25 protein-coding genes are annotated in these 25,248 nt (G+C 35.3%); 7 read left to right on the forward strand and 18 right to left on the reverse strand.

The window, feature by feature from the left end; genetic code table 11:
• Positions 1 to 102 precede the first annotated feature (102 nt).
• Positions 103 to 747, forward strand: a complete 645-nt coding sequence (locus BM012_RS10165) for a cupin domain-containing protein (RefSeq protein ID WP_061804215.1) — start codon at positions 103 to 105, stop codon at positions 745 to 747.
• Positions 748 to 806: 59 nt separating this feature from the next.
• Here BM012_RS10165 and BM012_RS27180 read toward each other — a convergent pair whose 3' ends face one another.
• The 3 genes from BM012_RS27180 to BM012_RS10180 form a co-directional block, all read right to left on the reverse strand.
• Positions 807 to 932 (reverse strand): DUF3658 domain-containing protein, encoded by a 126-nt coding sequence (locus BM012_RS27180; protein ID WP_082802579.1) that lies wholly within the window; start codon positions 930 to 932, stop codon positions 807 to 809.
• Positions 878 to 1,057 carry a hypothetical protein gene (locus BM012_RS10175; RefSeq protein WP_061804214.1) on the reverse strand — a complete coding sequence of 60 codons (180 nt, stop codon included), beginning with the start codon at positions 1,055 to 1,057 and terminating at the stop codon, positions 878 to 880. Before BM012_RS10175 ends, BM012_RS27180 begins: the two co-directional genes overlap by 55 nt.
• Before the next feature lie 239 nt (positions 1,058 to 1,296).
• Positions 1,297 to 2,172 carry a LysR family transcriptional regulator gene (locus BM012_RS10180; RefSeq protein WP_061804213.1) on the reverse strand — a complete coding sequence of 292 codons (876 nt, stop codon included), beginning with the start codon at positions 2,170 to 2,172 and terminating at the stop codon, positions 1,297 to 1,299.
• Between the two features lie 107 nt (positions 2,173 to 2,279).
• Here BM012_RS10180 and BM012_RS10185 point away from each other — a divergent pair, with 107 nt between their 5' ends.
• A complete protein-coding gene (locus BM012_RS10185; RefSeq protein WP_061804212.1) occupies positions 2,280 to 2,690 on the forward strand; it encodes a tautomerase family protein in 411 nt (136 codons plus the stop codon).
• 2 nt (positions 2,691 to 2,692) lie between these two features.
• On the forward strand, positions 2,693 to 3,004 hold the full coding sequence (locus BM012_RS10190; RefSeq protein ID WP_061804211.1) for a carboxymuconolactone decarboxylase family protein: 312 nt from the start codon (positions 2,693 to 2,695) through the stop codon (positions 3,002 to 3,004).
• A gap of 219 nt (positions 3,005 to 3,223) precedes the next feature.
• Here BM012_RS10190 and BM012_RS27185 read toward each other — a convergent pair whose 3' ends face one another.
• From BM012_RS27185 to acnA, 9 genes are all read right to left on the reverse strand, one after another.
• Positions 3,224 to 4,090, reverse strand: a complete 867-nt coding sequence (locus BM012_RS27185) for a M23 family metallopeptidase (protein WP_321170001.1) — start codon at positions 4,088 to 4,090, stop codon at positions 3,224 to 3,226.
• Between the two features lie 29 nt (positions 4,091 to 4,119).
• A complete protein-coding gene (hxlB, locus tag BM012_RS10200) occupies positions 4,120 to 4,668 on the reverse strand; it encodes a 6-phospho-3-hexuloisomerase (protein WP_061804210.1) in 549 nt (182 codons plus the stop codon).
• A complete protein-coding gene (hxlA, locus tag BM012_RS10205) occupies positions 4,665 to 5,306 on the reverse strand; it encodes a 3-hexulose-6-phosphate synthase (protein WP_061804209.1) in 642 nt (213 codons plus the stop codon). Before hxlA ends, hxlB begins: the two co-directional genes overlap by 4 nt.
• Before the next feature lie 116 nt (positions 5,307 to 5,422).
• Positions 5,423 to 6,436 (reverse strand): LacI family DNA-binding transcriptional regulator, encoded by a 1,014-nt coding sequence (locus tag BM012_RS10210; protein WP_061804208.1) that lies wholly within the window; start codon positions 6,434 to 6,436, stop codon positions 5,423 to 5,425.
• A gap of 168 nt (positions 6,437 to 6,604) precedes the next feature.
• Positions 6,605 to 7,885: an MFS transporter gene (locus BM012_RS10215; protein ID WP_061804207.1), complete on the reverse strand. Its 1,281-nt coding sequence runs from the start codon at positions 7,883 to 7,885 to the stop codon at positions 6,605 to 6,607.
• Between the two features lie 2 nt (positions 7,886 to 7,887).
• A complete protein-coding gene (locus tag BM012_RS10220; protein ID WP_061804206.1) occupies positions 7,888 to 8,847 on the reverse strand; it encodes a sugar kinase in 960 nt (319 codons plus the stop codon).
• Positions 8,844 to 9,611 carry a sugar phosphate isomerase/epimerase family protein gene (locus tag BM012_RS10225; protein WP_061804205.1) on the reverse strand — a complete coding sequence of 256 codons (768 nt, stop codon included), beginning with the start codon at positions 9,609 to 9,611 and terminating at the stop codon, positions 8,844 to 8,846. Before BM012_RS10225 ends, BM012_RS10220 begins: the two co-directional genes overlap by 4 nt.
• A 254-nt stretch (positions 9,612 to 9,865) precedes the next feature.
• Positions 9,866 to 11,164, reverse strand: a complete 1,299-nt coding sequence (locus BM012_RS10230; RefSeq protein WP_061804204.1) for a CitMHS family transporter — start codon at positions 11,162 to 11,164, stop codon at positions 9,866 to 9,868.
• 186 nt (positions 11,165 to 11,350) lie between these two features.
• Positions 11,351 to 14,092 carry an aconitate hydratase AcnA gene (gene acnA, locus BM012_RS10235; protein ID WP_061804203.1) on the reverse strand — a complete coding sequence of 914 codons (2,742 nt, stop codon included), beginning with the start codon at positions 14,090 to 14,092 and terminating at the stop codon, positions 11,351 to 11,353.
• Positions 14,093 to 14,312: 220 nt separating this feature from the next.
• Here acnA and BM012_RS10240 point away from each other — a divergent pair, with 220 nt between their 5' ends.
• Positions 14,313 to 15,182: a LysR family transcriptional regulator gene (locus BM012_RS10240; RefSeq protein ID WP_061804202.1), complete on the forward strand. Its 870-nt coding sequence runs from the start codon at positions 14,313 to 14,315 to the stop codon at positions 15,180 to 15,182.
• Between the two features lie 122 nt (positions 15,183 to 15,304).
• Here BM012_RS10240 and BM012_RS10245 read toward each other — a convergent pair whose 3' ends face one another.
• Entirely contained in the window at positions 15,305 to 15,919 is a 615-nt protein-coding gene (locus BM012_RS10245) for an RraA family protein (RefSeq protein ID WP_061804201.1), read from the reverse strand.
• A gap of 602 nt (positions 15,920 to 16,521) precedes the next feature.
• On the opposite strand from BM012_RS10245, the gene cdaS reads away from it, so the two are divergent.
• The 3 genes from cdaS (at position 16,522) to BM012_RS10260 (ending at position 20,225) form a co-directional block, all read left to right on the forward strand.
• Positions 16,522 to 17,142: a sporulation-specific diadenylate cyclase CdaS gene (gene cdaS / locus BM012_RS10250; RefSeq protein WP_074842811.1), complete on the forward strand. Its 621-nt coding sequence runs from the start codon at positions 16,522 to 16,524 to the stop codon at positions 17,140 to 17,142.
• A 448-nt stretch (positions 17,143 to 17,590) separates the two neighbouring features.
• Positions 17,591 to 18,967 carry an aspartate aminotransferase family protein gene (locus BM012_RS10255; RefSeq protein WP_061804200.1) on the forward strand — a complete coding sequence of 459 codons (1,377 nt, stop codon included), beginning with the start codon at positions 17,591 to 17,593 and terminating at the stop codon, positions 18,965 to 18,967.
• Between the two features lie 406 nt (positions 18,968 to 19,373).
• Complete coding sequence (locus tag BM012_RS10260; protein ID WP_061804199.1) at positions 19,374 to 20,225, forward strand: MurR/RpiR family transcriptional regulator; 852 nt, start codon at positions 19,374 to 19,376, stop codon at positions 20,223 to 20,225.
• Between the two features lie 278 nt (positions 20,226 to 20,503).
• On the opposite strand, the gene BM012_RS26815 is transcribed toward BM012_RS10260, so the two are convergent.
• From BM012_RS26815 to BM012_RS10280, 5 genes are all read right to left on the reverse strand, one after another.
• Positions 20,504 to 20,668: an aldehyde dehydrogenase family protein gene (locus BM012_RS26815; RefSeq protein ID WP_235606150.1), complete on the reverse strand. Its 165-nt coding sequence runs from the start codon at positions 20,666 to 20,668 to the stop codon at positions 20,504 to 20,506.
• Positions 20,665 to 20,808, reverse strand: coding sequence for a hypothetical protein (locus BM012_RS26820; protein ID WP_235606149.1), 144 nt, complete (start codon positions 20,806 to 20,808; stop codon positions 20,665 to 20,667). The genes BM012_RS26815 and BM012_RS26820 overlap by 4 nt, the downstream gene beginning before the upstream one ends.
• Before the next feature lie 531 nt (positions 20,809 to 21,339).
• Entirely contained in the window at positions 21,340 to 22,044 is a 705-nt protein-coding gene (locus BM012_RS10270; protein ID WP_061804198.1) for a DUF421 domain-containing protein, read from the reverse strand.
• Positions 22,045 to 22,485: 441 nt separating this feature from the next.
• Positions 22,486 to 23,817, reverse strand: a complete 1,332-nt coding sequence (locus BM012_RS10275; protein ID WP_061804197.1) for an MFS transporter — start codon at positions 23,815 to 23,817, stop codon at positions 22,486 to 22,488.
• A 458-nt stretch (positions 23,818 to 24,275) separates the two neighbouring features.
• Positions 24,276 to 25,247, reverse strand: coding sequence for an agmatinase family protein (locus BM012_RS10280; RefSeq protein ID WP_061804196.1), 972 nt, complete (start codon positions 25,245 to 25,247; stop codon positions 24,276 to 24,278).
• Between the last annotated feature and the right edge of the window lies 1 nt (position 25,248).

Genomic DNA, 25,248 nt, shown 5'->3' on the forward strand with positions numbered 1-25,248 from the left:
GCTAGGGAGAATCACTCTTTTCATTGGGTATTTGTCACAAAATGAAATGTCTCTCATACTATACGTTAGATTAAATATTAGGCGAAGTGGAGATGAGAGCACATGTCAACATCCTATATGAATTATACAAATGCTAATGTTCAATATTTCTCTGATGTAAACAAGAATAGATTAAATACTCGCGATTCTAAAAATTTTATTAATCGATTAGGTCGGGATGTTTTAAATACGCTTGGAAACGTTTCTTTACTTGATATTTATTTAAGTGAAGATCGAGTTGTAGAGCCCCATTATCACCAAAATGCAGCTGAACTCGTTTATTGTATTTCAGGGGCTGCCGTTGTTTCTTTAATCAATCCGTTTAACAATAAAGTAATTAACATTCCAATCCACCCTGGGCAAGTTGCCAATATTCCTCAAGGGTGGTGGCATTGGGAAGTTGCTGCCGAAAACAATACTCACTTACTAGCTATTTTTGATGCTCCGTATCCAGAGTATATTTTTGGATCAGATATTCTTACAAAAACTCCGATAGAAGTTCTTGCTCATACGTATTGTTTGGATGCTGAAAAATTAAAAGAAACTTTGGCTCCTTTGAAAAATGAAACAGTTGTCATCGGACCAACTAATGAGTGCACCTCAAAGAAATCCAAAAAGAAAAGCAAGCAAGCTCGCTTTACCTATCCCTCTATCCCAAGTTACCATCAGCCGATGCAAGTACCTCATTGGTATCCTTATTACTATTAGTAAAGAGCAAACCTTTGTTGCTCCAGTTTCGATGTGCAAATCTTTTCTTATTCCAAACCTTATGGAAGCCTTATACTATAAAACCGCATTGCTTTTGGCACTCCTTTTATCTCTAAAATTTTACTTGTAATTAAATGACGCAGTCGATATTCATAATAATTATCACCGTATGGACTTTTTCCCAGTCGTTATGAGCCAATTCTTTTTTCTCATTTAAAGCGAGAATCGTATGGAACGTTCTAAAGCGATGTGCCTCAATCTCTTCTTCCAAAGGAATTTCAATTTTTTTCTTTAGTTTCTCCATTAACATAGATTCCCTCTCCCTTTGAAAGTAGTAGTGTTTCTGAATTTTACATACAAAATTAAAATATGATAAACTCATTTCACTAAATACTTTTATATCATTAAGGGTTAAACAATTGTCCTGTCCCATTGATTATGTACTATACAAGAGGCCTAAAGAAGTATTGCTTCTTTAGGCCTCTTATAAGTTTAGGGTAGTTCAATTCCTTTACCCCTTTTTTCTATCATAAGCTTTTTTCCAAAAAGCTAAATAAATGCTGATTCAATCAACTTTATAATTTCTTGTTTTGTCTTGCTCAAATATTTATTTCTCTTAGTAGAGATAAGAGTCCCTATAGGCATATTTGGCTGAAATCCATTGACATTAAAAACTATATGGTCTTGTTTTAAAGCCGTTCCTTTAGGAATAATTCCTATTACATCTTCGAACAACATGTCAGGAATGAGATGCAAGGCACTGCAATTATAGACTCGTTTGAATACTAGATTGTTCTCTGCCAAGAAAGCACGAACAGATTGAGTATAATAACAGCTGTTTTCTCCCATGAGGACAGGATAATCGACAATATCTGAAATTCTAACATCCTCCCTTTTTAAAATCGGATGTTCAGAAGTGTTAACAATGAACTGAACTTCTTCTTTCCACAGAGGATTAAATGTTACGTTAGGCATGGTTTGATTATATCCACAGACAGCAAAATCGATTTTGTTTTGATTTAATAGCTGTGATAAAAGAGCTGTGTTTCCTACTATAAAATCACAGTGAATATATGGTTTCTCTTTGTTTAAATAGGTTAATATCAACGATACTAGCTTTGTAGAGAGAGATTCTACAATGCCAATTTTTATTGTGCCTTTCTCTTCATTGCTGATCCGCTGTGCTTGAGAAATAGAATAGTCCCAATGAGCTAACAAGCTTTCTACTTCTTCTGCAAATAAAACTCCTTCATTCGTTAACCGTGCATCCCATCCTCGTTCAAATAATAAAAAACCAAGTTCATTTTCCAGTTTTTTAATATGCGTTGTTACAGTAGATTGTGCATAGTTCAATTTTTGAGCGGCACGGGAAAATGTTCCTTCTTCTACAATCTTTTTAAACGTATGTAACTCTTTTATTTCCATTTGCTCTCCTCTCCATCGGTTTTTTTGATAATTATTTAATATATTTTCAATTATACAAATAGAAAAGAGCGCAGTAAAATAAATTCATACCGAAAGGAAGTGTTTATATGCCATTCGTTCATGTTTATTATCCAAAGTCACAGGGAGAAGAAAAAGAGTTGAAGAAAGTGAGTGAAGAAATCCATAAATCTTTAATCACCTATTTTAACATTCCAGCAGAAGATTATTTTCAGTTCTTTTCTCCTTATGATTTAGGTCAATTTTATTATCATTCTAATTATCTTTTAGAACATAAGGCAAAGAGAACAGATAAAATGATCCTTATTTCAATTACTTGTGCTCCAGGAAGAATTGTCCAGCAGAAAATAGGCTTATACCAAGCTATTGCTGATGCTTTTAATGAGCATTTCAATATTCCTATTGAAAACATTTTTATCACACTAAATGAAACACATCGTGAAAATTGGTCGTTTGGTCAAGGAAAAGCACAGATGATTTCTATTAAGGAGGAAAGATAGCAATGAATCGCCCTATTGAATCTAAAGTGTCAAAAGAGATGAAAGAACTAGCCCCTATTTTTGTAGATTACGGAGAAAAAATATTATTCGAAGAGGTGTGGAGAGATTCTACATTAACATCAAAAGAAAGAAGCTTAGTGACACTTGCGGCTCTTATTAGCATGGGCAATACAGAACAGCTACCATTTCATCTTCAATTAGCTGAAAAACATGGAATAAATGAAACAGAAATTATTGCTTTAGTTACCCATATGGCTTTTTATTCAGGATGGCCTAAGGCAGCTGGGGCTTTAAATGTTCTATTAAATAAATAATAGGCTCTGTTTAACTTGATTGTTGTTATTTATCAGATTAAAAAGCGTTTTCGAATTAAAATGGCGAAAACGCTTCCGTTTTATGGAACGAATAGTTTGCCATCGCCCCTTTATTTAAAGAATTGTTTTATTGTTTTTGGAATTAAGAGAAGCAGTTCACTAATCGTCAAAAGTATTCTCCACTTTATCGAACTTTTCATCAAATGTATCTTTATATTCCTAGACATTTGAAACCGTATCCCCTTGAATTGGTTCAATTCCATCTTTAAATCTAATACGAAGTGATTTTCCACTTTCAAGATCTAAAGAATCCATTACTTGAAAATGCAAATGTGGTTCTGAAGAATTTCCAGAATTACCACACTTTCCAATGTATTGTCCTTCCTTTACCAGTTCACCTATTTTAACTTGTATAGAGTTCTTTTTTAAATGAGCTAACAGACTATATTCTTTGCTTGTATGTTCAATTATGACATAGTTTCCAACTGAGATTTCGGCATCCATTTCACCGGGAATATTATCTTTAATTCCATTCATAATTTTAATAACTTTTCCATCTGCTGGAGCTACGATTCCTTCATCAAAAGCATAAAAGTGTTCATTTTGAATTTGTGTATTTTGATAAGATGAACCATCTTGTATTTTCACTAAGTCATAAGCATAACGTTGACTTTCGTATGCGTAATGATAATTAATTAATTCATTTGTTCCACCCCAAAAGACAAACCATTCCTCTTTTATTGGCATACTATAAGTATTTTGAGTGAAGCGATTATCACTTTCTGGATATGTTATAAATGGCTTTAAATATAGACTTTGTATCTGTTGGCGTTTATCGAAAGAAACGGCGATTGCTTTTTCTTTTCGGTCATCTAACCCAATATAGTGATTTAAATTTTGCAAAGATGTTTTAAACTCTATTTGATAATATGTAACGCCTATATTAAAAGATACTGCCAATTCAATAAATTGTTCTAACGATATTAGCTGTTGAAAATTTTTAGAGGCACAACGATAAAGTTTTTCAAAATCTTCACTTTGAAATATTCTACCCAACTCTTCAGGGGTAATAGCACTAACAGTCAATAATAAAACTTCCTATTCGTTGTATTCTTCTATTCCAAATTACTATGTTGCTGAAATGCATCGCTATGCCTAACTTGATTCAACTGTCCATACTCTAAACAAATTGTATCAAACACAACATGTGCACATTGATCAAATAGTGAGCCTAATGGTTGAATGGATGGTGCTTCATTTTCATTTCGGTATTTAGTTGCCGCAAGAATATGAATAACCTCTGTTGCATGTTCACTTAAAGGTGAAGTAGGATTTGTTGTAACTGCAATAACAGAGCAGCCTAATTGTTTTGATTTTTGTGCGACAGTGACAACTTGCTGTGTTTTGCCTGAACCAGACACTGCTACTAATAAATCATTTTTAGTAATAGACGGTGTAATCGTCTCTCCTACGACAAAAACGGTTGCTCCTAAGTGCATAAGTCTCATTGCAAAGGATTTTGCCATTAGCCCTGAACGTCCTTCACCAATGACGAAAATACGTTTTGCCCTATGAAGGGAAAAAGCAACATCATCAAGGTGTTGTTGGTCAATTTTATTGATAACTTCTTCTATCTCTTTTAGAACATTGTTTAATTTTCTCATTTCACTGCCCCTTTATCTTCTATTTTATTTTTAAATGCTGCGGCTGCTTTTTCAATATCTTTTGCTTTTGTAATAGAGGATCCAATAATGACAACATCTGGCGTTAATAAGGAGAGAGAGGACATTGTTTCCAGATTCACTCCTCCTGCAACGGCGACTTTTGCCCCTTCAAAAAAAGGCGCTCGTAAGTTTGTATAGGAGCGAGATGACTTCCCTCCTATTTCTTGTTCATCTTTACTTAAATGATGACAAAAAACGGCTTTGTTATAGATTGCTAGTTTTTGCTGCGTTTCCTGTGTTGTATTCAATAAATCAATCATCATCATTTTGTCCCACTTTTGGGTAATGTCATAGCACATATGGAGCGTTGCTTGAGGTGAAACGCCCATTACGGTCGCAATATCCGCTCCTGCTTGATAACATATCCCAAATTCATATTTTGCATTATCAATCGTTTTAATATCAGCGACAACGTACTTGTGTGGAAAAGCGTTTTTGACTTCATAAATACTTTCCATCCCAAATTCTTTAATAAGAGAAGTTCCTACTTCAATCCAATCAATGGATGCTTCTGCTTTTTTAGCAATGTTTATTGCTTCTTGAATTGTTAAGCGATCTAAAGCTAGCTGTATTTTCATATTAAACTCCCCTTACCCTTTGTTTGATAAACCGGTTTAGTAATAGTATAAAACAAATGTAAGCGCTTCTCAATCCTTAAAATAAAAAAGTGAGCCTTTATAACTCACTTTTTTGTTTAATACAGCTTTGGACCCGTTGTTTCGCGGATTATTAGCGTGCATTGATACTCATTTTGTTCAATTGGTGTTGACTCTTTTTGAATTTGACGAATGAGTAAACTTGCTGCTTTTTCTCCCATTTCAAAGGCTGGATGTGAAACAGTTGTAACAGAAGGTGTAGATATCTCTGCATGCGGAATATTATCATACACAATTAATGATAAATCGTTTGGAATCGATAACTTCTTACGTTTAATATATTTTTGCACTTCAATAAAAACTAGGTCATTTCCAGCAAGCAAAGCTGTTGGAGGTTCAGGATAAGAAAAAAGCTCGTCTAACTTCTCCTGCATGAACATTTTTTCACAGTTGATAATAAATTTTTCATCTATAGCAACATCTCGTTCTCGTAAAGCTTGTTTATACCCTTCTACACGTTCAATGCGCGGAGAAATTGTGAGAGGTTCTGTTATAATCGCTATTTTCTCATGACCAAGATCTAATAAATGGGAAATAGCTTCGCACGTTGCTTCACGGTTATTAACAAAAATAGATGGAACTTTCCCAGTGAGCTCTTCTACTTTTCGGTCCATCACAACAATGGGGTATTCTTCTCTTACCATTTGTTCATAGAGCTCAGTGTTTTCTCCTGTTGGAAATAAAACAAGTCCATCCACTTGTTTAGCTTTTAACATTTCAATATATTTCTTCTCTTTTTCTGGGTTATCGTCTGCATTGCAAATAATGGCGTGAATATCGTACTTATGACAGTAGTCTTCAATCGCACGAATCACTTCAGTTGAAAGGTGATGCATAATATTTGCAATAATAATGCCAATCATCGAGGTGCGTTTTTGCTTTAAACTCCGTGCTAAATAGTTTGGCTGATAGCCTAATGTCTCTATTGCTTGTTGAATTCTTTTTTTCGTCTCTTCTCCCATATATTGATATCTTTTATTAATATATTGAGATACTGTACTTTTGGATACATTTGCTGCTTTTGCAACGTCAAGCATCGTTACTTTCTGCATATCATCCGTCCTTTTTCTATTTCTATACTATGGTTGGTGTTGTCTATTAATAGTTTAAACAAAACGAACAGAAAAAGAAAAGCTTTCAGCACCGGAAATTCACGAGGCTTTCCAACTTTTCTTTCTCCTTAAAAGAACAATCAGAGGGATTCCCCTCTGATTGATGATTTACGCCATTTCTTCCACTTGTTTTACCACTTCTCTCTTGCCTGGCTTTTTTGTTGCAACAATCGTAAGGATGGCTGCAACCAATAAGGAACCAGCCATAAACACATAAGAAGCGCCAAATCCACCTGTTAATCCATTCAAATATCCAACAATGTAAGAGCCAAGAAAAGAACCGAGTGCTCCCATACTATTAATTAATGCCATTGCCCCTCCTGCTACATTTCGAGGTAGAATTTCAGGAATAATTGCAAAGAATGGTCCGTATGGTGCATACATTGTTCCGCCTGCAATAACTAGCAATGTAAACGAAAGCCAAAAGTTACTTGTACCAATAAGGTATGATCCAGCAAAAGCAAGCGCTCCAACTAATAAGAATGGCCATACAAAAGCACTTCTATTTAGAAACTTATCAGAAAGGTACGAAACTGCTAACATTAATATAACAGCTAAAACGTATGGAACAGAAGAAAGCCAGCCTGTTTTCACTATGTCCATGTTTGGCGCTGCTTTAATAATGGACGGTAACCACATTACAAATCCGTATACTCCAATGCTCCATAGGGCATATTGAATACTTAATAAAATAACAGTTCGATTTTTAAAAGCTTCCTTATAGCCTTTAACAGGTTTGATTCCTTTCTGTTCTTTTTCTAACTCTTCTTGTAGATCTCTCTTTTCTTCAGTTGATAACCACTTTGCATCTTTTGGTTCATCATTTACTAGCTTCCACCATAGAAATGCCCAAATAACAGCAGGAAATCCTTCTAAAATAAACATCCATCTCCAACCAAATGATTCTAATAGATAGCCAGATACAATTGACATCCACAAAACAGTAGCAGGGTTACCTAAAATCAGAAACGTGTTTGCACGGGAACGTTCAGCTTTTGTAAACCAGTGGCTTAAGAAAACAAGCATCGCTGGCATAACAGCGCTTTCAACAACGCCTAGTGCGAAACGAATAACAAATAAGAAGCCAACATGACTAACTAAACCTGTTGCAGTCGCAAGTCCTCCCCATAAAATCAGTGACCAGAAAATGAGTTTTTTCGCACTTTTCTTTTCAGCATAGTGTGCGCCAGGAATTTGGAAGAAGAAGTAGCCTAAGAAAAACAAGGAACCGAGCAAAGATGAAATAGCTGGTGTAATATGCAAATCTTTTGCTAATCCAGCAGCGGCTCCAAATCCATAATTCGCTCTGTCTAAGTACGCTAAACTGTACGTAATAAATACCACGGGAATTAATCGTAGCCATCTTTGTTTTGCAAGCTGTTTTTTCATCTTTACTTCACTCCTTGTGCATGAGATTGTAAATAAGATTGTAGCTCTTTCTCTGTTGGGTATCCATCGTTATCTCCTTTTGTACCAACAGCAAGTGCCCCAATTGCATTTCCTCTTCGGATGGAATCCGAAATTGATTTTCCTTTTACTAACCCACTAAGCAAGCCGCATGCAAAGCCATCTCCTGCTCCAACCGTATCAACAATGTGTGGAACTTCAAATCCTGCAACAGTTCCTTCTTCGTAAGAAGTTTTAAAATAAGCCCCTTGTTCACCTAGTTTAATCACAACAACTTCAACCCCGCTATCTAAATAATACGATGCAATGTCTTCGGGCTGTTTGTATCCTGTAAGCAGCTCTCCTTCGTGAATGCCAGGTAAAACATAGTTTGCTTGTTTAGCTGTTTCATTTGTCACTTTAATCATTTCCTCCTGAGATGACCAAAGCGATGGGCGTAAGTTAGGATCAAAAGAAACCGTTTTTTGTGCTTTTTTCATAAATGTTAAAGCATATTGAGCAAATTCACTCATTTCTTGAGAAAGTGCAAGCGGAATTCCTGTCATATGCAAATGAGCTGCTGAGTTAAAATACGTGTGATGAAAATCGCCTATATTTAAATGGCTCGCAGCCGAGTTCTTTCGGAAATAAAAAACATCTGGGTCTCCTTCTGTTACTTTTGATTTCATTTGGAAGCCTGTTGAATGATGTTCATCATACAATACTCCATCAATATTAACATTCTCTTCTTGAAGTCTATTCATAATAAATGTTCCAAACGGATCACGTCCGACTTTGCTTACCCACGCTGATTGGACACCTAAGCGAGCTAATCCAATTGCAACATTTGTTTCTGCTCCTGCTAACTCTTTTGTAAATCCGTTAATCTCATGCAACGGTCCTTGTTCATTTGCCATAAACATGGCCATTGCTTCTCCGAACGTAATCACATCTAACTTTTTCATATGAGTTCCTCACTTTCGGTTACTGAGTTAATATGGTTTGCTAGTGAATCAATGTGGTGAATGGACTCAATAGGAAATTCCAGAGCTTTTACTGTTGCCCGTGGAAGCGCTAACAAAATATCTTTCCACTTTTCGTATAAATCATCTAAAATTGACACAGTGACTAACTTCCCGTTTAAGGAGTACACGTGCTTTAAATGAAGGTACTGAACATAAGAGCCTAATTTTTTAATAGCTTCTAAGAGAGATTGATTGGTATAGAGCCAGTTCCCGCTATCAAATGTCATAGCTACTTTCACACTAGATTTAGAAGCCTCTTCAAAGAATTTTTGCAATCGCTTAATATTACCTCCATAAGAAGTTTGATCATTTTCAACAAACAGTTGAAGAGCGGGATAATTATTTAAAAAGTGCCGCAACTCCTCTAAGCTTGATTTCCCTTCTTGATAAAAACCTAGCGAAACTTTAATCCACTGTGCGTGAAGCTCTTCCCCTTCTTCAAAAATCATTCTTAGTTCGTGTTGATTTAAAGAACCATCTTCTAACCACAATTGGATTGGTGCAGAGTAAACGATAAATAATGAAGTTTCTTCAAGCCTTTTTTTAGTTTGAATCCTATCATTCTCTTTGTCTCTAAATAATTCTCGTCTAATTTCAACCCCGTACACACCCTTTTCGTGTAACGGTTTAATAAATGAATGTTGACCGTTTTCTTCAAGTTCATTTTGTGGAAATGCGTTTAAAGGAATAATTAATTTCTCCATAGACATGCTCCTTACATTATACAACCCTCTTTAGAAAACCGGTTTAGTAAAACGGTTTAGTTAGATTATAAAACTTTTGTAAGCGCTTTTCAATAGTTTTTTAAGAAAAGTCTGATATCGATAAATTCGTCTATTTTCTATCCTCTTTTTTAAACTCACCGCACTATTTTATTTCAAACAAGAGACTTATAAAATGCTAGATACTAAAAAGAGCGCGAATTCCTTCAGAAAAGGTTTTTGCGCTCAATGAGTACTTATAAAGAAATAGCACCTGTTAGCAAGGCGACAATGATCATAACCGTACACGTGCCTAAAGCCCACTTTATGATAAATTTTTGATGGTCTCCAAAATCAACCTTTGCCATTCCGACTAGTAAATGAGTCGAGGCAATCAAAGGACTCATGGCATGTATTGGTTGCCCGAGTATCGAAGCTCGCGCAATTTCAACTGAATCTATCCCGTAAGCTTCCGCGGTTTGCGCAATAATCGGGACTACGCCAAAATAATATGGATCATTTGCCATCACATAAGTGAGTGGAAGGCTCGTAATTGCTGTAATAAGAGCAAAATAGCCTCCTAACTCTTCCGGAATAACGGCAATCAGACTGTTGGCCATCTCATCTACCATATGTGTTCCTGAAAGAATTCCAGTGAACACGCCAGAAGCAAAGATTAAAGCAACAACGATTACAACGCTGTCTGCATGAGAACCGAGTACTTTCTTTTGAATATCTAGATTAGGGTAATTAATTAATAAAGCTAAAGAAAAAGCGATTACAAACAACACTGGTAAAGGAAGTATCCCTAAAACCAATGCTACAATTAGCCCACTCGTTAATAATGCATTGAACCATGTAAGATGAGGTCGTCTTAAGTTCGACTCTAGCGCTGCCGCTTGTTGATGCTGAGATAAATCTTTAGATAAATCTATATTCATGACGCCTAATCGTTTTCGTTCTTTTTTCCCAAGAATATAGGCTGTGAATAATACCCATACAATGCCTCCTAGCATAACCGGAACGAGAGGAAGAAACACGTCGTTTACATCAAGCTTTAATGCACTTGCAGCCCTAGCCGTTGGCCCTCCCCATGGAAGCATATTCATGACGCCAAACGACATCATAGATACACAGGTTAGAATAAGAGGATTCATTCCTAAACGATGATATAGTGGTAACAATGCAGAAACTGTGATAATGTAGGTTGTTGTTCCGTCACCGTCTAAGGCAACAAGACCTGCAAGAATCGCTGTTCCAAACACAACTTTTAAAGGATCTCCTTTAACAATAGATAGAATTTTAGAAATGAGTGGATCAAACAAACCGGCTTCAATCATAATCCCAAAATACAGAACGGCAAACATTAGCATAATCCCTGTAGGGGCAACGCTGCTTAACCCTTCTAATATCATTGGTCCTAAATCTTTGGCAAACCCTCCAATAAACGCAAAAACTAATGGAACAACAATTAGTGCAAGTAAAGCTGACATTTTCCTTGTTACAATTAAAAAGATGAAACAGGCCATCATTGTAAATCCCAATAAAGAAATCATCTTATCCCCCCTATTTGAATGCGCTTACAAAACAAATCACTATAAATCTCCAAAGTCTTTTCATCACAATAGTGAGAATAAGAATTCAAGACGCACCTTTATTCTTGAATTCTTATTTCTCCCTTCGTTCTTTTAGGTAAGATGCTACTCTAACAATTATCTCTTAACCTATTATTGAATCATTTTTTAGTGAGATGTCTGCGTTGATTTTCCCTTTTGATTTATCATTTGACGTAAGACGGTTTGCATAATCCCACCGTTATGATAATAATCAACGTCTACAGCATTATCCAAACGTACGATCACATCAAATTCAAAAGAAGTATGATCTTGACGAATAGCTTTAATTTTTATTTTTTGCTTTGGTTGAATCTCGTTGCATAGCCCTATTGTTTCAAATGTCTCATCACCGACAATCCCAAGTGTTGAAGCATCCTCTCCTTCTATAAACTGAAGAGGAAGCACTCCCATTCCAACTAAGTTGCTGCGATGAATTCTTTCAAAGCTTTGTGCTATTACAGCTTTTATCCCTAGTAGATACGTTCCTTTTGCTGCCCAGTCACGAGAGCTTCCTGTCCCATATTCTTTACCAGCAATAACAACAAGAGGCGTTTTATCTTTTCTGTATGTCATAGCGGCATCGTAAATAGACATAATTTCCCCTGTTGGTAAATACCTGGTTATCCCTCCTTCATAACCTGGCACCATTCTATTGCGTATTCGAATGTTGGCCAAAGCACCTCGAATCATAACTTCATGATTCCCCCGTCGCGAAGGATAAGAGTTAAAATCTTTTGGACTGACTCCTTGCTGTTGGAGATACATTCCTGCAGGGCTATCAGACTTTATAGCTCCTGATGGAGAAAGATGGTCAGTTGTAACAGAATTACCAAGTAAAACGAGAGAACGGGCTCCTTTAATATCTTCAATATTTCTAAGTTGTTCAGGTACATCTTTTAAAAACGGCGGTTCTTGAATATAGGTAGAAGATGACTCCCATTCGTATAAATCTCCTTCTGGTATATGGATTGAATTCCAGCTTTCGTTCGCTGTATATATATTTTGATAACGCTTACGAAAAAGCTCGGGCCGAACTGCATTTCCGATCCATTCTTGAACTTCTTCAGACGATGGCCAAATATCTTTTAAGTAAACAGGCTCTTTATTTTGATCATAGCCAATTGGATCAATAGTCATATTAATATCTACTGTCCCTGCTAGAGCATAAGCAACAACAAGTGGAGGGGACGCTAAGTAATTAGCTTGAATTTGAGGATGTACACGGCCTTCAAAATTTCGATTTCCTGATAAAACGCCTGCCACAGCTAAATTGTGGTCACTAATAGCTTTACTTACTTCTTCAGAAAGCGGACCTGAGTTTCCAATACAGGTTGCACACCCGTATCCCGCAACATGAAAACCTAGTTCCTCCAAATAGCTTAGCAATCTAGACTCTCTTAAATAATCCGTCACTACACGTGAACCAGGTGTTAACGAACTTTTTACATAAGGAGCTTTACGAAGACCTTTTTCGATTGCTTTTTTGGCAACTAATCCCGCTGTAATAAGAACATTTGGATTTGATGTATTTGTACAACTTGTAATCGCAGCAAGAACAACAGAGCCATTTTTAATAATGGACTCTTCTCCATTCTCATGCTTTACGACCACTTCTTTTGCTAAATCGCTCTCACTAAAACCATATCCTCCCTTTTCAACCTTTTCACGCATTACATTACGGTATTCTTTTTTCATCTGAGTTAGTTCAACTCGATCTTGCGGACGTTTAGGACCAGCAAGACATGAAACAACAGTAGATAGATCAAGCTCAACTACATCTGAATAAATCGCTTCAGGACTATTTTCATCTAAAAACATTCCTTGAGCTTTGTAATACGCTTCCACAAGCTCTATTTGTTCCTCACTACGCCCAATGAGTTTTAAGTAGTTTAGTGTTTCTTGATCTACAGGAAAGAAACCCATTGTTGCCCCATACTCAGGTGCCATATTGGCTATTGTTGCTCGGTCTGCAGTGCTCATCTTCCCTACACCAGGGCCGAAAAATTCAATAAACTTACCAACAACACCCTTTCTTCGCAGCAAATTTGTTACTGTTAATGCTAGATCTGTTGCTGTTGCTCCTTCAGGAAGAGACCCTGTTAGTTTAAACCCAACAACTTCAGGAATACCAAAGTATAAAGGCTGCCCTAGCATTGCTGCTTCTGCTTCAATTCCTCCTACTCCCCAAGCTACTACTCCTAGTCCATTAACCATTGTTGTATGAGAATCTGTTCCAACAAGAGAATCAGTATAAATTTCAATTTCGCCGTCCCTTTCTTTCGTAACCGCAACTGATGATAAATATTCCATATTAATTTGATGCATAATCCCTGTTGCAGGTGGGACGACGAGAAGATTGTTAAAAGAGTTTTGAGCCCATTTGAAAAAGCGAAACCGCTCTTTGTTACGTTCAAAATTAATCTTTTCATTTAATTCCATCGCATCAGGTCTCCCGAAGTAGTCCACTGTTACGGAATGGTCGACTACAAGGTCAACAGGAATTAATGGATTGACTTTTGAAACATCTTCCCCAATCCGTTTTACCGTCTCTCTCATTGCAGCCAAATCAACAATGGCAGGAAGACCTGTTGTGTCGTGCAGAAGGATACGTGAAGGTTTAAAAGGAACTTCTTGGTTGGAATCACGTTCAACAGCCCAATTGGCTAACCTTTCCACATGCTCTTTTGTAATATTAATTCCGTCGTATTCCCTTATGACAGATTCGAGCAGTGCTTTTATCGAATAAGGCAACCGAGAGATGTTTCCTATCCTCTTTTCCTCTAATGAATTTATTTTGTAATAGCTATAAACTTTTTCCCCCACTTTAAAAGTGGCACGTGTCTTAAAAACATCTCTTTTCCCATCCATACTTTTCAACCCCTTAGGTCTTTCTCTATTTTCCATAGGTTTATTGTATTGTAAATAAGGAAGTCGTAAAAATATCAATATTTCATAGTTGTGTATGAAACTTTTTCATGACAAAGGTTTATCCTTCTCCTTTTTTAACGGTGCTTTGTATGCTATTGTTCTAGTAAGCTATCCATAAAATAGCCGCCATAAGGACTATTAAGCAAAGGGGGAACATCGCGTGGATAATCGTGATTGGCTTATTTTACATACGTTATTTCATGAGAAAAACATCACAAAGACAGGAAAAATTCTGTATATTGCTCAACCAACGTTAACAAAGCGTTTAAAACAAATTGAAACAGAGTTAGGGGTAAAAATCGTTGACAGAGGGATAAAAGGAGTTCAGTTTACGCCTCAAGGAGAATACATTGCAAGACGCGCTGAAGAAGTGCTTCATATCTTTCGTGAGATAAAGGAAGATATTGATAACTTTAATCATAGTGTCTCAGGGACGTTAAGATTAGGTGTATCAAACTTTATTAGCAAATACAAACTTCCCATTCTATTAAAGCTGTTTAAGAAGCAATACCCTGATGTCGAGTTTCAAGTAGACACAGGTTACAGCAAGGATATTTTTAATTTAGTTTACACTCAATCTTCACATATTGGGTTTATTCGCGGAGAATACAGCTGGCCAGATCAAAAGCACTTATTATTTGAAGAAGAGTTATGTATAGCATCTAAACATCCCATTCAACTTGACGAGCTTCCCCATTTACCGAGGATTGACTACCGAACAGATCAGCTATACAAACAGTTAGTGGAAAATTGGTGGACAGAACACTATTCCGAGCCACCGTACATTGCGATGTCTGTTGACCAAGGAGATACATGCAAGGAGATGGTGTTAAACGGATTAGGTTATGCGATTATGCCCTCCCTCTTCCTCCGTGACATAGAGGATATTCATAAAATTCATCTAAAAGATAAAGAAGGAAAAAAGATAACTCAAAAGACGTGGATGTTTTATTATAACGAATCAACAGAGTTAAACGTCGTCAGAGCCTTTGTGGATTTTATAAAGGAATTAGATGTCTATCACCTTTAATCCCATGAAAAAATAATAAAAGGGACAAGCTAAAGATCAGTCATTCAGGCGTTGTTGAATACAACTCTCTTTCTGTACTAGTCCGTCCCTTTTTTTAATATCTTTCATTTTCACCCTTTCTTTTACTTTGAAAGAAAGTGATCTAGATATTTTATAACTTCTTCCCTATCCCCAGAAACCTTCTCTTCTCTTTTTATATCTAATGCTAATTTATCTAAAGATTTATCAAGAACTTCTTGTTCCATTGCTTGGGGAACTACTACGACCCCATCCCCATCACCAATAATAAAATCCCCAGGAGAAATGGTAGCCCCTCCACAAGAAATAGGCACATTTAATTCACCATTCCCTGCTTTTCCACTCGCCGCTACTGTTGTTCCTTTACAAAAAACCGGAAAGTCTAGTGCTTTAATTCCTTCAAGATCACGGATAACTCCATCGACAACAATTCCTTTAATTCCTAATGTTTTGGCCATGCCTACTATAAAGTCACCGGCAATCGCTCGATATGTATCCCCTTTTGCATCAACAACTAATACATCTCCTGGTTTAGCTTCTCTAATCGCTCGCAAAAAAATAAGGTTGTCCCCTACAGGCATTTTAACGGTAAAAGCTCTTCCCGCAACTTTATACTTATCTTGTAATGGCTTGATTGATGAATCTAAATTATTAAGACCTTCCATAGCATCAGAAACACAGGTAGTTGGAACCTCTTGGAATTTATTCTCTATATCCATCCGTTATCTCTCCTCTTTTCTCAATAAATGCGTTATCTTTGTGAAAACCAAATGTTCTATCACATATCTTTTTTCTAGCTACATATCTTTATCTTCAGGTTAAGAGATGTTGGATTTATTTTAACGTAGAATTAGATAGTATAAAAATTGAAACAATTCATACCTAGATATGAATTTTAGGAATACTAGTTTTTACTTTTAATGTGGTACATGAACGCCATAATGACACCTGTCAAACGTGAAAATATCGTTAACTAAATCATCGAGTAGAATACAGTAGTTGAAGTTTGAATTGTGAACAAGTATCCTCACAACGATTATAAGTCTGTTCTTGTTAGATCACCGGATTGTAAACAACATTTAAATTGATATTTTGATTCTAAGTAAGGAAGGTCAGCTTTATTTAAAGCGTACAAATTGGAAAAAGGACGTTCAAAAGATTTGCATGTAAGAATTGAAAATAAATATAAGGGCAACATAATGGTTATTAATTAATCACAGGATTAGATAAAAAATATCGATGAGTATTCCAAATAAATAAAGAGTCGAAAATTCTCTTGTTCTAATCTGTGATTTTCTAGAAGGAATTGAGGTGTTGAGATGTGGACACTCCTAATTGCGATTTCTCCCCAATGAAACAGCAATTGGCAGAAAGAATACAGCAAATTACGAATGAACTTCAACATAGTTTAGATGTACTAGACAACGAAAGCTATTGTCTTTTAGGGAATTTAGAGGGTATTAAAGAAAAGTTTATTAACATTGAATCTGTCGCTGCTTCCTTTTATTTAAACTGCTATTTAGCAGCTTTTACAGACAAATATGCGGAGCTATCTATTTGTGTTCAGCGACTGTCCGACCGGCGTCATGGTGCATTAATCGTCGTAGAACGTCGCGATGCCCTTGACTCTGTCATCCAAAAAGGAACTGATGTAGGAGCCACTTTAACTCCTGCATTGTTAGAAGCTATCTTTTACCCTGGAAATCCTCTCCATGATGGTGCTGTACTGATCCGCTCTAACCAAATCGTTTCGGCAGCGAATGTTCTTCCTCTTACAGCTACCGTTATAAGGGGAAAAAAACTAGGTACCCGCCATCGTGCCGCACTAGGCTTAACAGAACAAAGTGACGCGCTTGTCCTTGTTGTATCTGAAGAGACAGGGAGAGTTTCTTTTGCGCTTAACGGAAAACTCTATCCTATTATTACGACTGCCTCCTTATAATGGCTAGTATTACAAATGAATGCTAATCATTTTTGAAGTCTTTGATGAAAGGAATACAAGTCTCAACATTCTAAAATTTATTGGTTATATCCCAAATAACTCGTTATAAAAAAGAAGGATTATCGTAACCTAACGATATAACTCTCCCCCTTTAACATCATATACCTCACAAAAGTCAAAAAGGTACAGATCATTTGAGCAATAAGAGATTTGTGCCTTCTATTTTTATGTCCATTATTAATATATAAGGAATTGAATTTCTCTATGTTTTCTTCGTCTTAAAAACCATACTTTTTGATTACCAAAAAATCTGCTCCTTCTCCTTTTCTTTTTCAAATTTATATTAAGGTTATTAAGAAAAATGTTCTTCCTTCTTTAATGAAATATATATTTCATGTTATTATTATAAAAGAAATATTTATTTAAATAAAAGGTGGAGATTATTTTGATGACAGGTCAAGAAAATGGATTGGTATCCGAAAGCACTCAAACATCAGCAGCTTTATTTAAAAAAGCATGTAAAGTAATTCCTGGAGGAGTGACAGCAAATATTAAATATTTTAATCCTCATCCACTAATGATGGAAAAAGGAAAAGGAAGTAAACTATTTGATGTAGATGGAAATGAATATATTGATTACTTATTATGCTATGGTGCTCTTATTTTAGGCCATGGTCATCATAAAGTATTTGAAGCTGTAACAAAGCAAATGATGGAATCTGGTACAACTATCTTCGGTACACCACACAAAATGGAAACAACAATGGCCGAAAAATTAATTGAATTATATCCTGGTATTGAAATGGTTCGCTATACAAACTCAGGCTTAGAAGCAACACTTTTAGCTATTCGTACGGCTGTTGCCTACACAGGTAAACAGAAAATCGCAAAATTTGAAGGGCACTACCATGGTGGATATGATCAAGTGCTTGTAAGTGTTAATCCCGATATGGATAGAGCTGGAGAAGCAGCAGCTCCTAAAGCAGTAGGAGAATCAAGAGGATTACCAGATTACTATCTTCAAAATACAGTTATTCTCCCCTTTAATGATTTAGAAGCAACAGAGAAGATTCTAAGAGATCATGCACATGAATTAGCGGGTGTTATTCTAGAACCAATTCAAGGGGGGATTATCCCTGCTAATCAAGATTTTATGACAGGTCTTCGCAAAATTACAGAAGAGCTAAACATCGTATTAATCTTCGACGAAGTAAAAACTGGGTTTAGATTATCACTTGGTGGTGCACAAAAAATTTATGGAATCAAACCAGATATTACAGCTTTAGGAAAAGTTCTTGGTGGTGGTTTCCCTATAGGAGCTATTGGTGGGAAGAAAGAGATGATGATGATTAGTTCTGCTAGAGGTAGTCGTGACATTTTAACAGCAGGTGCAGAAAATACCGATAAACAAGACCCTCTATATCATAGTGGAACATATAATGGTCATCCAACTATACTTGCAGCAGGATTAGCGACGATTAACGTACTAGAACAAGAAGGTACAATGGACAAATTATTTGCAAGAACTCAATTATTAAGAAAACAGTTAGAGGAAGTCTATAAATCTTATGGATTAACGATGCAAACACTTGGCATGGGGAGTATTTTTAATATTATCCTTGGTGAAGGAAATATAAAAAATTATCGTGATATGAGTCAATCTAATACAAAATTACGAAAACAAATTGATTATGAATTGTTGAAGTTAGGTGTTTATACAAAACCACTTAATCGCTATTCCATGTCGGTGGTGCACACTGAAGAAGATATACATCGTACAGTAGCAGCACATGATGAAGCTATCAAACGTGTTTTAAATAAATAAACGTTCTCCATTAAAGAAAAAGTAGAGCTATAACAGGTGTTTATCCTTACACCTCTTTATAGCTCTATTTTCTATTCAATGAGTACAATAGTCTCTTTTTTTATTAATAACTATTGAATTAAGTAAATAAATTGTTACCAACATGGTTTAGAAAAACTTAAAGGATATATACTATAAGATAATCCTAAAATATGACTTCCCTTTAAAATAAGGGAAGAATTAGCTCCTGAAGATAACATTTTAAAATCTCTAATTCAACTTATTCCTTATACAGGTTTGCTACGCATTTAGAATGATATACAATCTATATAAGATGATTATTTTTAGTTTATAATCATAACTATATCCTTCAAACTAAAGTAATATATTTAATAAAGTTAATAACATAAGGAGATTGTCTAAGTATATGGAAAATATATACATACATATTGCAGAGCAGATGCCTAGTATGAGTAAGGCAAATATGAAAATAGCTAAATATATTCTAGAAAACCCTAATACAGTTCCTTTTTTAACCGCGGATAAATTAGCAAAAATCACAAAAGTTAGCCATGCCACCGTTGTACGGTTTGCTACTTTTTTAGGTTGTTCTGGTTATCCAGAGTTACAGCAATATATGCAAAATTCTGCGCAACAACAGTTAACAACAACGGATAGATTAAAAATTTCTAAAGAGGTTTATAACAATGAAGACCAAGGAATATATGATATCTTTTTAGATGATATCTCAAACATAAAATCAACTTTTGAGAAATTGGACGTCAAGATGTTTAAACAAGCAGTAGACAAGCTTATACAGTCTAAAAGAGTGTATATTGTCGCAAATCGAAGTGCTACAGCCTTAGGCGTATTTTTACAATACTACTTTCAATTTCTTTTAGATAAAGTTGAGCTAATACACTCACTAGAAAACGTGTCAGAACGTTTGTATGATTTAAATAAGGACGATGTAGTTATTGGTATTAGCTTTGCAAGATATACGAAAAGCACCATACAAGTTCTAGAATACGCAAAGGAAAGAGAAGCTTCTACTATAGCAATAACTGATAATCTTTTATCACCTCTTATCCCATATGCAGACATGCCATTAACAGCATCCAGTCAGATGCCTACTTTTATCGATTCATTTGTGGCACCTCTTAGTTTGATAAATGCTCTTATTATATCAGTAGGAAGAGAAAGAGAAGAAAAGTTCCAACATAAATTAGAATCTCTTGAAGAAATATGGGAGAAATTCGATATTTTCTATAAGAAATAATCTTTAAATGTCTTACAACTACATAGTGAATAAGACAAAGCAGATCCATGAAGTATGAAAGCATGCTTTGTCTTATTATATTTTAATCAACACTATTCCTTGAACTCCCCGCCACTTAGCCCTTTCCCCGATTTATTACTCCTAAAGTGTTTTACATATAAAAAAGATCAAACATATATTTATTTCTTGTCCCCTTCCCCTTCTACAACACACATGTATCCTTCTGGAAAGTTGTCGTTAATCATCTTAGCAAGAATGCTTGATGTATGAGGTTTTAATTATGAAGGTTTTAACACAACACAGTTCCCTGTAGCAATGGCTCCTACTAAGGGTGATAGGGCAAGTTGGAATGGATAGTTGCAAGGTGGTATTACACGTACTAAACCATAAGGCTCTTGATAAATATAGCTTTTAGCTCCAGCATGTGTAGATAGGGTTTTCACTTCTTTTGGAGCAGTCCATGAAATAAGATTTTTAAGTGAAAAGTAAATTCACCCCATAATATAAGGTCAATTTCTGCACGTTTCACTTCAAACTTTGGCTTATTAAGATCCTCTTTTACAATATCTTTTTTATGTAGCACGATGAGTTCCCTTAATTTTTTTTAGCGTTTCAATAAGGAATTGAACATCTTTTATTTTGCCGCTTCGAAAGAATGAAAGTTATTTGTTTGTAAGCTCTTAAATAGCTGTTCATAAAAAATCTCCTTTTAGTTAAATCTTTTCCTACTTCATTTATGTTTTATAAAACGACTTCTCATTGGTTACTTAAATTAACAACGGATTTGTGCTTTTTCCTTTCCCGTAAGTATACCTGTACGTCCTGGTCTTAATCTCCTGATATTCTTCGTTTTTCATAACCTGTAAATTATGGTAAGTTCACATAACACGCATTATCGGAAATCATAAAAGGTAGATATTAAGCATAATCGATAACATAAAGAACTCTATCACAAAAAAGACACTGATAGAAAACTTATCAATGTCTTTTTTGTCTATATAATTTTTATCGATAATCATAACAGATATAACAAATGTTATACATTAAGACAATTACATTTATTTGATAATTTTTTACTAAAAAGTAATTTGCACATCCACATTTTACTTCATGCTTACTTATATAAAAAGATATTTATTTTGTCATTGTTATCAATTGTCGCTAGTAAAATGTTTTTTATTTCTACATTATGTACCATTCTAATTTTATCTTTTAACCAATCTTTATCTTTACCCGTTTGTTTTAATTCTTCAAAATCAATTTTTCCATCTTTGATAATTGTTATAGGAAAAGAGAATGGCTTTGTCATTAGCTTCATATCTTTAGGAGTTAATGCTTGATACTTTGGATCTAAAACAAAAGAAATCGTACCATCTGATTCCCACAATGCTAGAGCAACTTTTTGAATATCCTGTATTTGTTCTTTTCTTAATTCTGATAGTAAGATTTCAAGAGGTATTCTCGCTTTGGTTAAACCCTTATAAATTATTTCCCCATTTTTTATAAGAGGAAAAGGAGAAGGATCAACAAATTTTGTGAATTTCGACCACTTAAGGCTTGAAAATATGAAAATAAGATACAAAATAACTAATACCCCTATCGTTATCATGGATCCTTTCATTCCTAAGTGTTGATCAGACAAAGGATGGGCAATAATATTTCCAATTGATAAAGCCATTATAAAATCAAGTAACCTTAACTGAGATATTGATCGTTGCCCCATTATCTTAGCAACAAAGAGTAAAAAGAAAAAAGAAATAATTGCTCTGAGAGTCCATTGAATTTCAGTAAGTGATTCTTGACTTTGAAAAAAATCCATATCCATTCACACCCTACGTTTTAGATGAAAAGTCAATAATTAGTATCACCTACTAACAATTAATTATAAATGAAGAATGTCCAATGTTTTGAGCAAACTACTCATGATGCAAAAGCATCCACTTTTCTTATTTAAATTCCGCACAGAAAAACTCCATACTGCACAAGGGAGTTTTTCTGTTTTTAGGCTGTATACGATATACAAAGTTAGTTGACATAATGTAGATTATCGGTATTAAAAAAGGACTTTATATCAAAGTCCTTTTCACATTTTATGAACTTAATTAGAGGAGCACTACATGAATTATTTCATATGAAAATCGAGTTTGGAAAATAAATGAGAAGCATTTTAACTTACCTTCCTATAAGGTAACTATACTTTCTAAAAGAAAAGGAGAAATTATTTAGTATATTCATCTCTTTTTATTCTAAGAATTACTTATTATAAGGTAGTATCTTTTGTGGTTGGAGTTACTGACATATGGCCCTGTTGTCCCGGCTTTACAAATATCATAGATACCATTCCAACTATTACAGCAAAAGCAGCTGCAGTAAACATAGCATTATATCCATAAGATGCAACAAGACTGCCTGTTAACGTCGGGGCAATAATAGTAGCTAAGTTGGCAATAAAGTGTGTTACCCCACCGAAAGTTCCGGCTTTATTTGGCTCTGTATCAAGAATAACTGTCCAATATATAGAGTTTGGTAGGTAATTAAATGCGTTACCTATACACATTAATGAAAGTACTGTCGTAGCACTTTCAGCTGTTGGAATTAACATAAAACAAATGGCTGTACAAAACAAACAAACTACCGTAAACCAAGATCTAGCTATACGTAAATTTCCAGTTTTTTCACGTAATTTATCTGAAATTTTCCCGCCTAACAGTCCCGTAATAATAGCTCCTACCCATGGAATCATACCTATATATGAAAGAGATGCTAAGGAATAATTAAATTCATCCTGCAAATATTTCGGAGTCCAAGTAAGTAATAAGATATTCACATATAAAAAGGCAAAATATCCGATAGCATTCATTGTTAAAGTAGAATTTTTAAAGAAATAATACCATGGTACATTTTTTGATATTGTTTCTTCTAATTTTATTTCACCTTCTATTAAATCATTTGAACTCCGAATTTTCCGTAGTTCAATTTCCGAGACCTTTGGATGATCTTCAGGTAAATTTGTAAATACTTTTCTCCATACTAATACCCAAATAAAACCTAGTAAGCCAAGAATAACAAATGTTACTTTCCAATTAGTAAATGTTAAAAGACCTACTACAACTGGAGCGGTAATTAGCGCTCCAATGGGAGTACCTACTAAACCAAGTGCTACTGAGAAACCTTTTTCGTTTGGGGACACCCAGTTTGCCATTGTTCGGTTCATTGTAGATAGGGTAGGACCTTCAGCTAACCCAAATAAAACGCGAAATACTGCAAAACCTGCTAACGCAGAACCACCAAAAAATGTTGCACCTAAGTGACCAGCGAATATCGTTCCTATTTCAAAAATAGACCATGTGGTTCCTGCAAGAATCCACATAAATTTAGGTCCTTTCTTATCTGCTAAAGCACCACCAAATAGTGCTCCAAAAATATATCCGTATCCAAAATACCCCAGAATCGCTCCCCAGCTTATTGGATCTAAATTGAATTCTTGAATAATTTCAGCTTGTGCATAGGATAATGCACCTCTATCTATGTAATTTATAATGGTTATAATAACAATCATAAAAATAATAAAATAACGATAATTATTTTTCATTAATAATTTCTCTCCTCGCTCTCATCATCTAATTTTCTCTGCTGAGATAGAAATTTCATAATAAACTACTAAGTGTTTCTTACTTTCAAAAAGATAGGAAAAAGCAAATGATTACCATTTTATTTTCTTCATGCAAAGCTAATCGAAAACTTCGAGAATATATGAATTTCTCATTTAACAGTGATGCTAGATTTATTACGCAAAGAATCTAAACATACCCTATCTATTGCCTATACTAGTGACTATGAAAGTTGTTTAAATTGATTGCTCTGAATCGTTATTTTTATAAAAAAGGCAATTGCTTTAACAATTGCTGTAATTTCTTATTATCAATCTATTATTTTGGCTAGGGCAAGAAGAGGATGAGATATTTCTTCTTGCCTAACCTATACTTTCAGATTAATCTTGATTGATATTCATCTTAGTCTTTTTTTCTCTTTACTGAATTATCTATCGTTTTATCTAGATCGTAAGACATGACCAGTTATAAACTGTAGCCATGCGTACACCCCAACCTTGACTGTTTCAGCAACTGGTGAATCTTTGCTGGGGTCTAGACAAACAAAATCAATATGCCGAACAATTGGATGCTTACCGATTTCTAACAATGAATCAAACAGCTCAGTTGATGTCATACCGCCAGGGGTGGATGCTGGTACCCCTGGTGCAACGGAAATATCGAGTACATCCATGTCGACTGTAACATAAACAAGGTCAACTTTTGCTGACAACCGTTCAAGCGCTTCTTGAATGGTATTGATAAGACCCTGTTTGCGTGCTTGTTTTAATGTTACCACCTGAATGTGGTGTTTCTCGGCATAATCAATAAGTGGCTTCGCATTAAAATAACCATGCAAACCGATATTGATGACATCCTCTCCTTTAACAACATTGCTATCAATTAATTGGCGGATTGGAGTTCCATTTGCAGGACCTAATTCCTCCGGATCCCGCACATCGAGATGCGTGTCAAGTTGCAAAATTCCAATCGTTTTTTGCTTACAAACTTCTTTGATTCCTCGCACAGCACAAGCCGTTGTAGAATGATCACCGCCAATCATGCATGTGATGGTATGAGGATAGCGTGCCACAAGATATGCTGATGTCTCTTGAATACGTTGATGTGATAAAGGGATATCTGTCGTATGCATTACAATATCCCCTGCATCCGCTACTTGTAGTGCTGTTAAATCGATATTTTCATCTAGGTTGTAGGTGGCAAAGCTTTTCCACATTCTCCGAAATTCCGTCGGATACAAGGAAGCCCCAGACACACTAATTGATGATCTCGAAATTGGCGCTCCGTAAATAATCAGGTCAGGAAGACCTCTTAGTTCATGAAGTGGCTGAATCCACTGATGAACGTAAGCTGTTTCTTCTTTCGATGTGTTCCAAGACCATTCAGGTGTTTGAAGCCATTTCTCACTCATC

The sequence above is a fragment of the Priestia endophytica DSM 13796 genome, from assembly GCF_900115845.1.
GTDB lineage: Bacteria > Bacillota > Bacilli > Bacillales > Bacillaceae_H > Bacillus_I > Bacillus_I endophytica.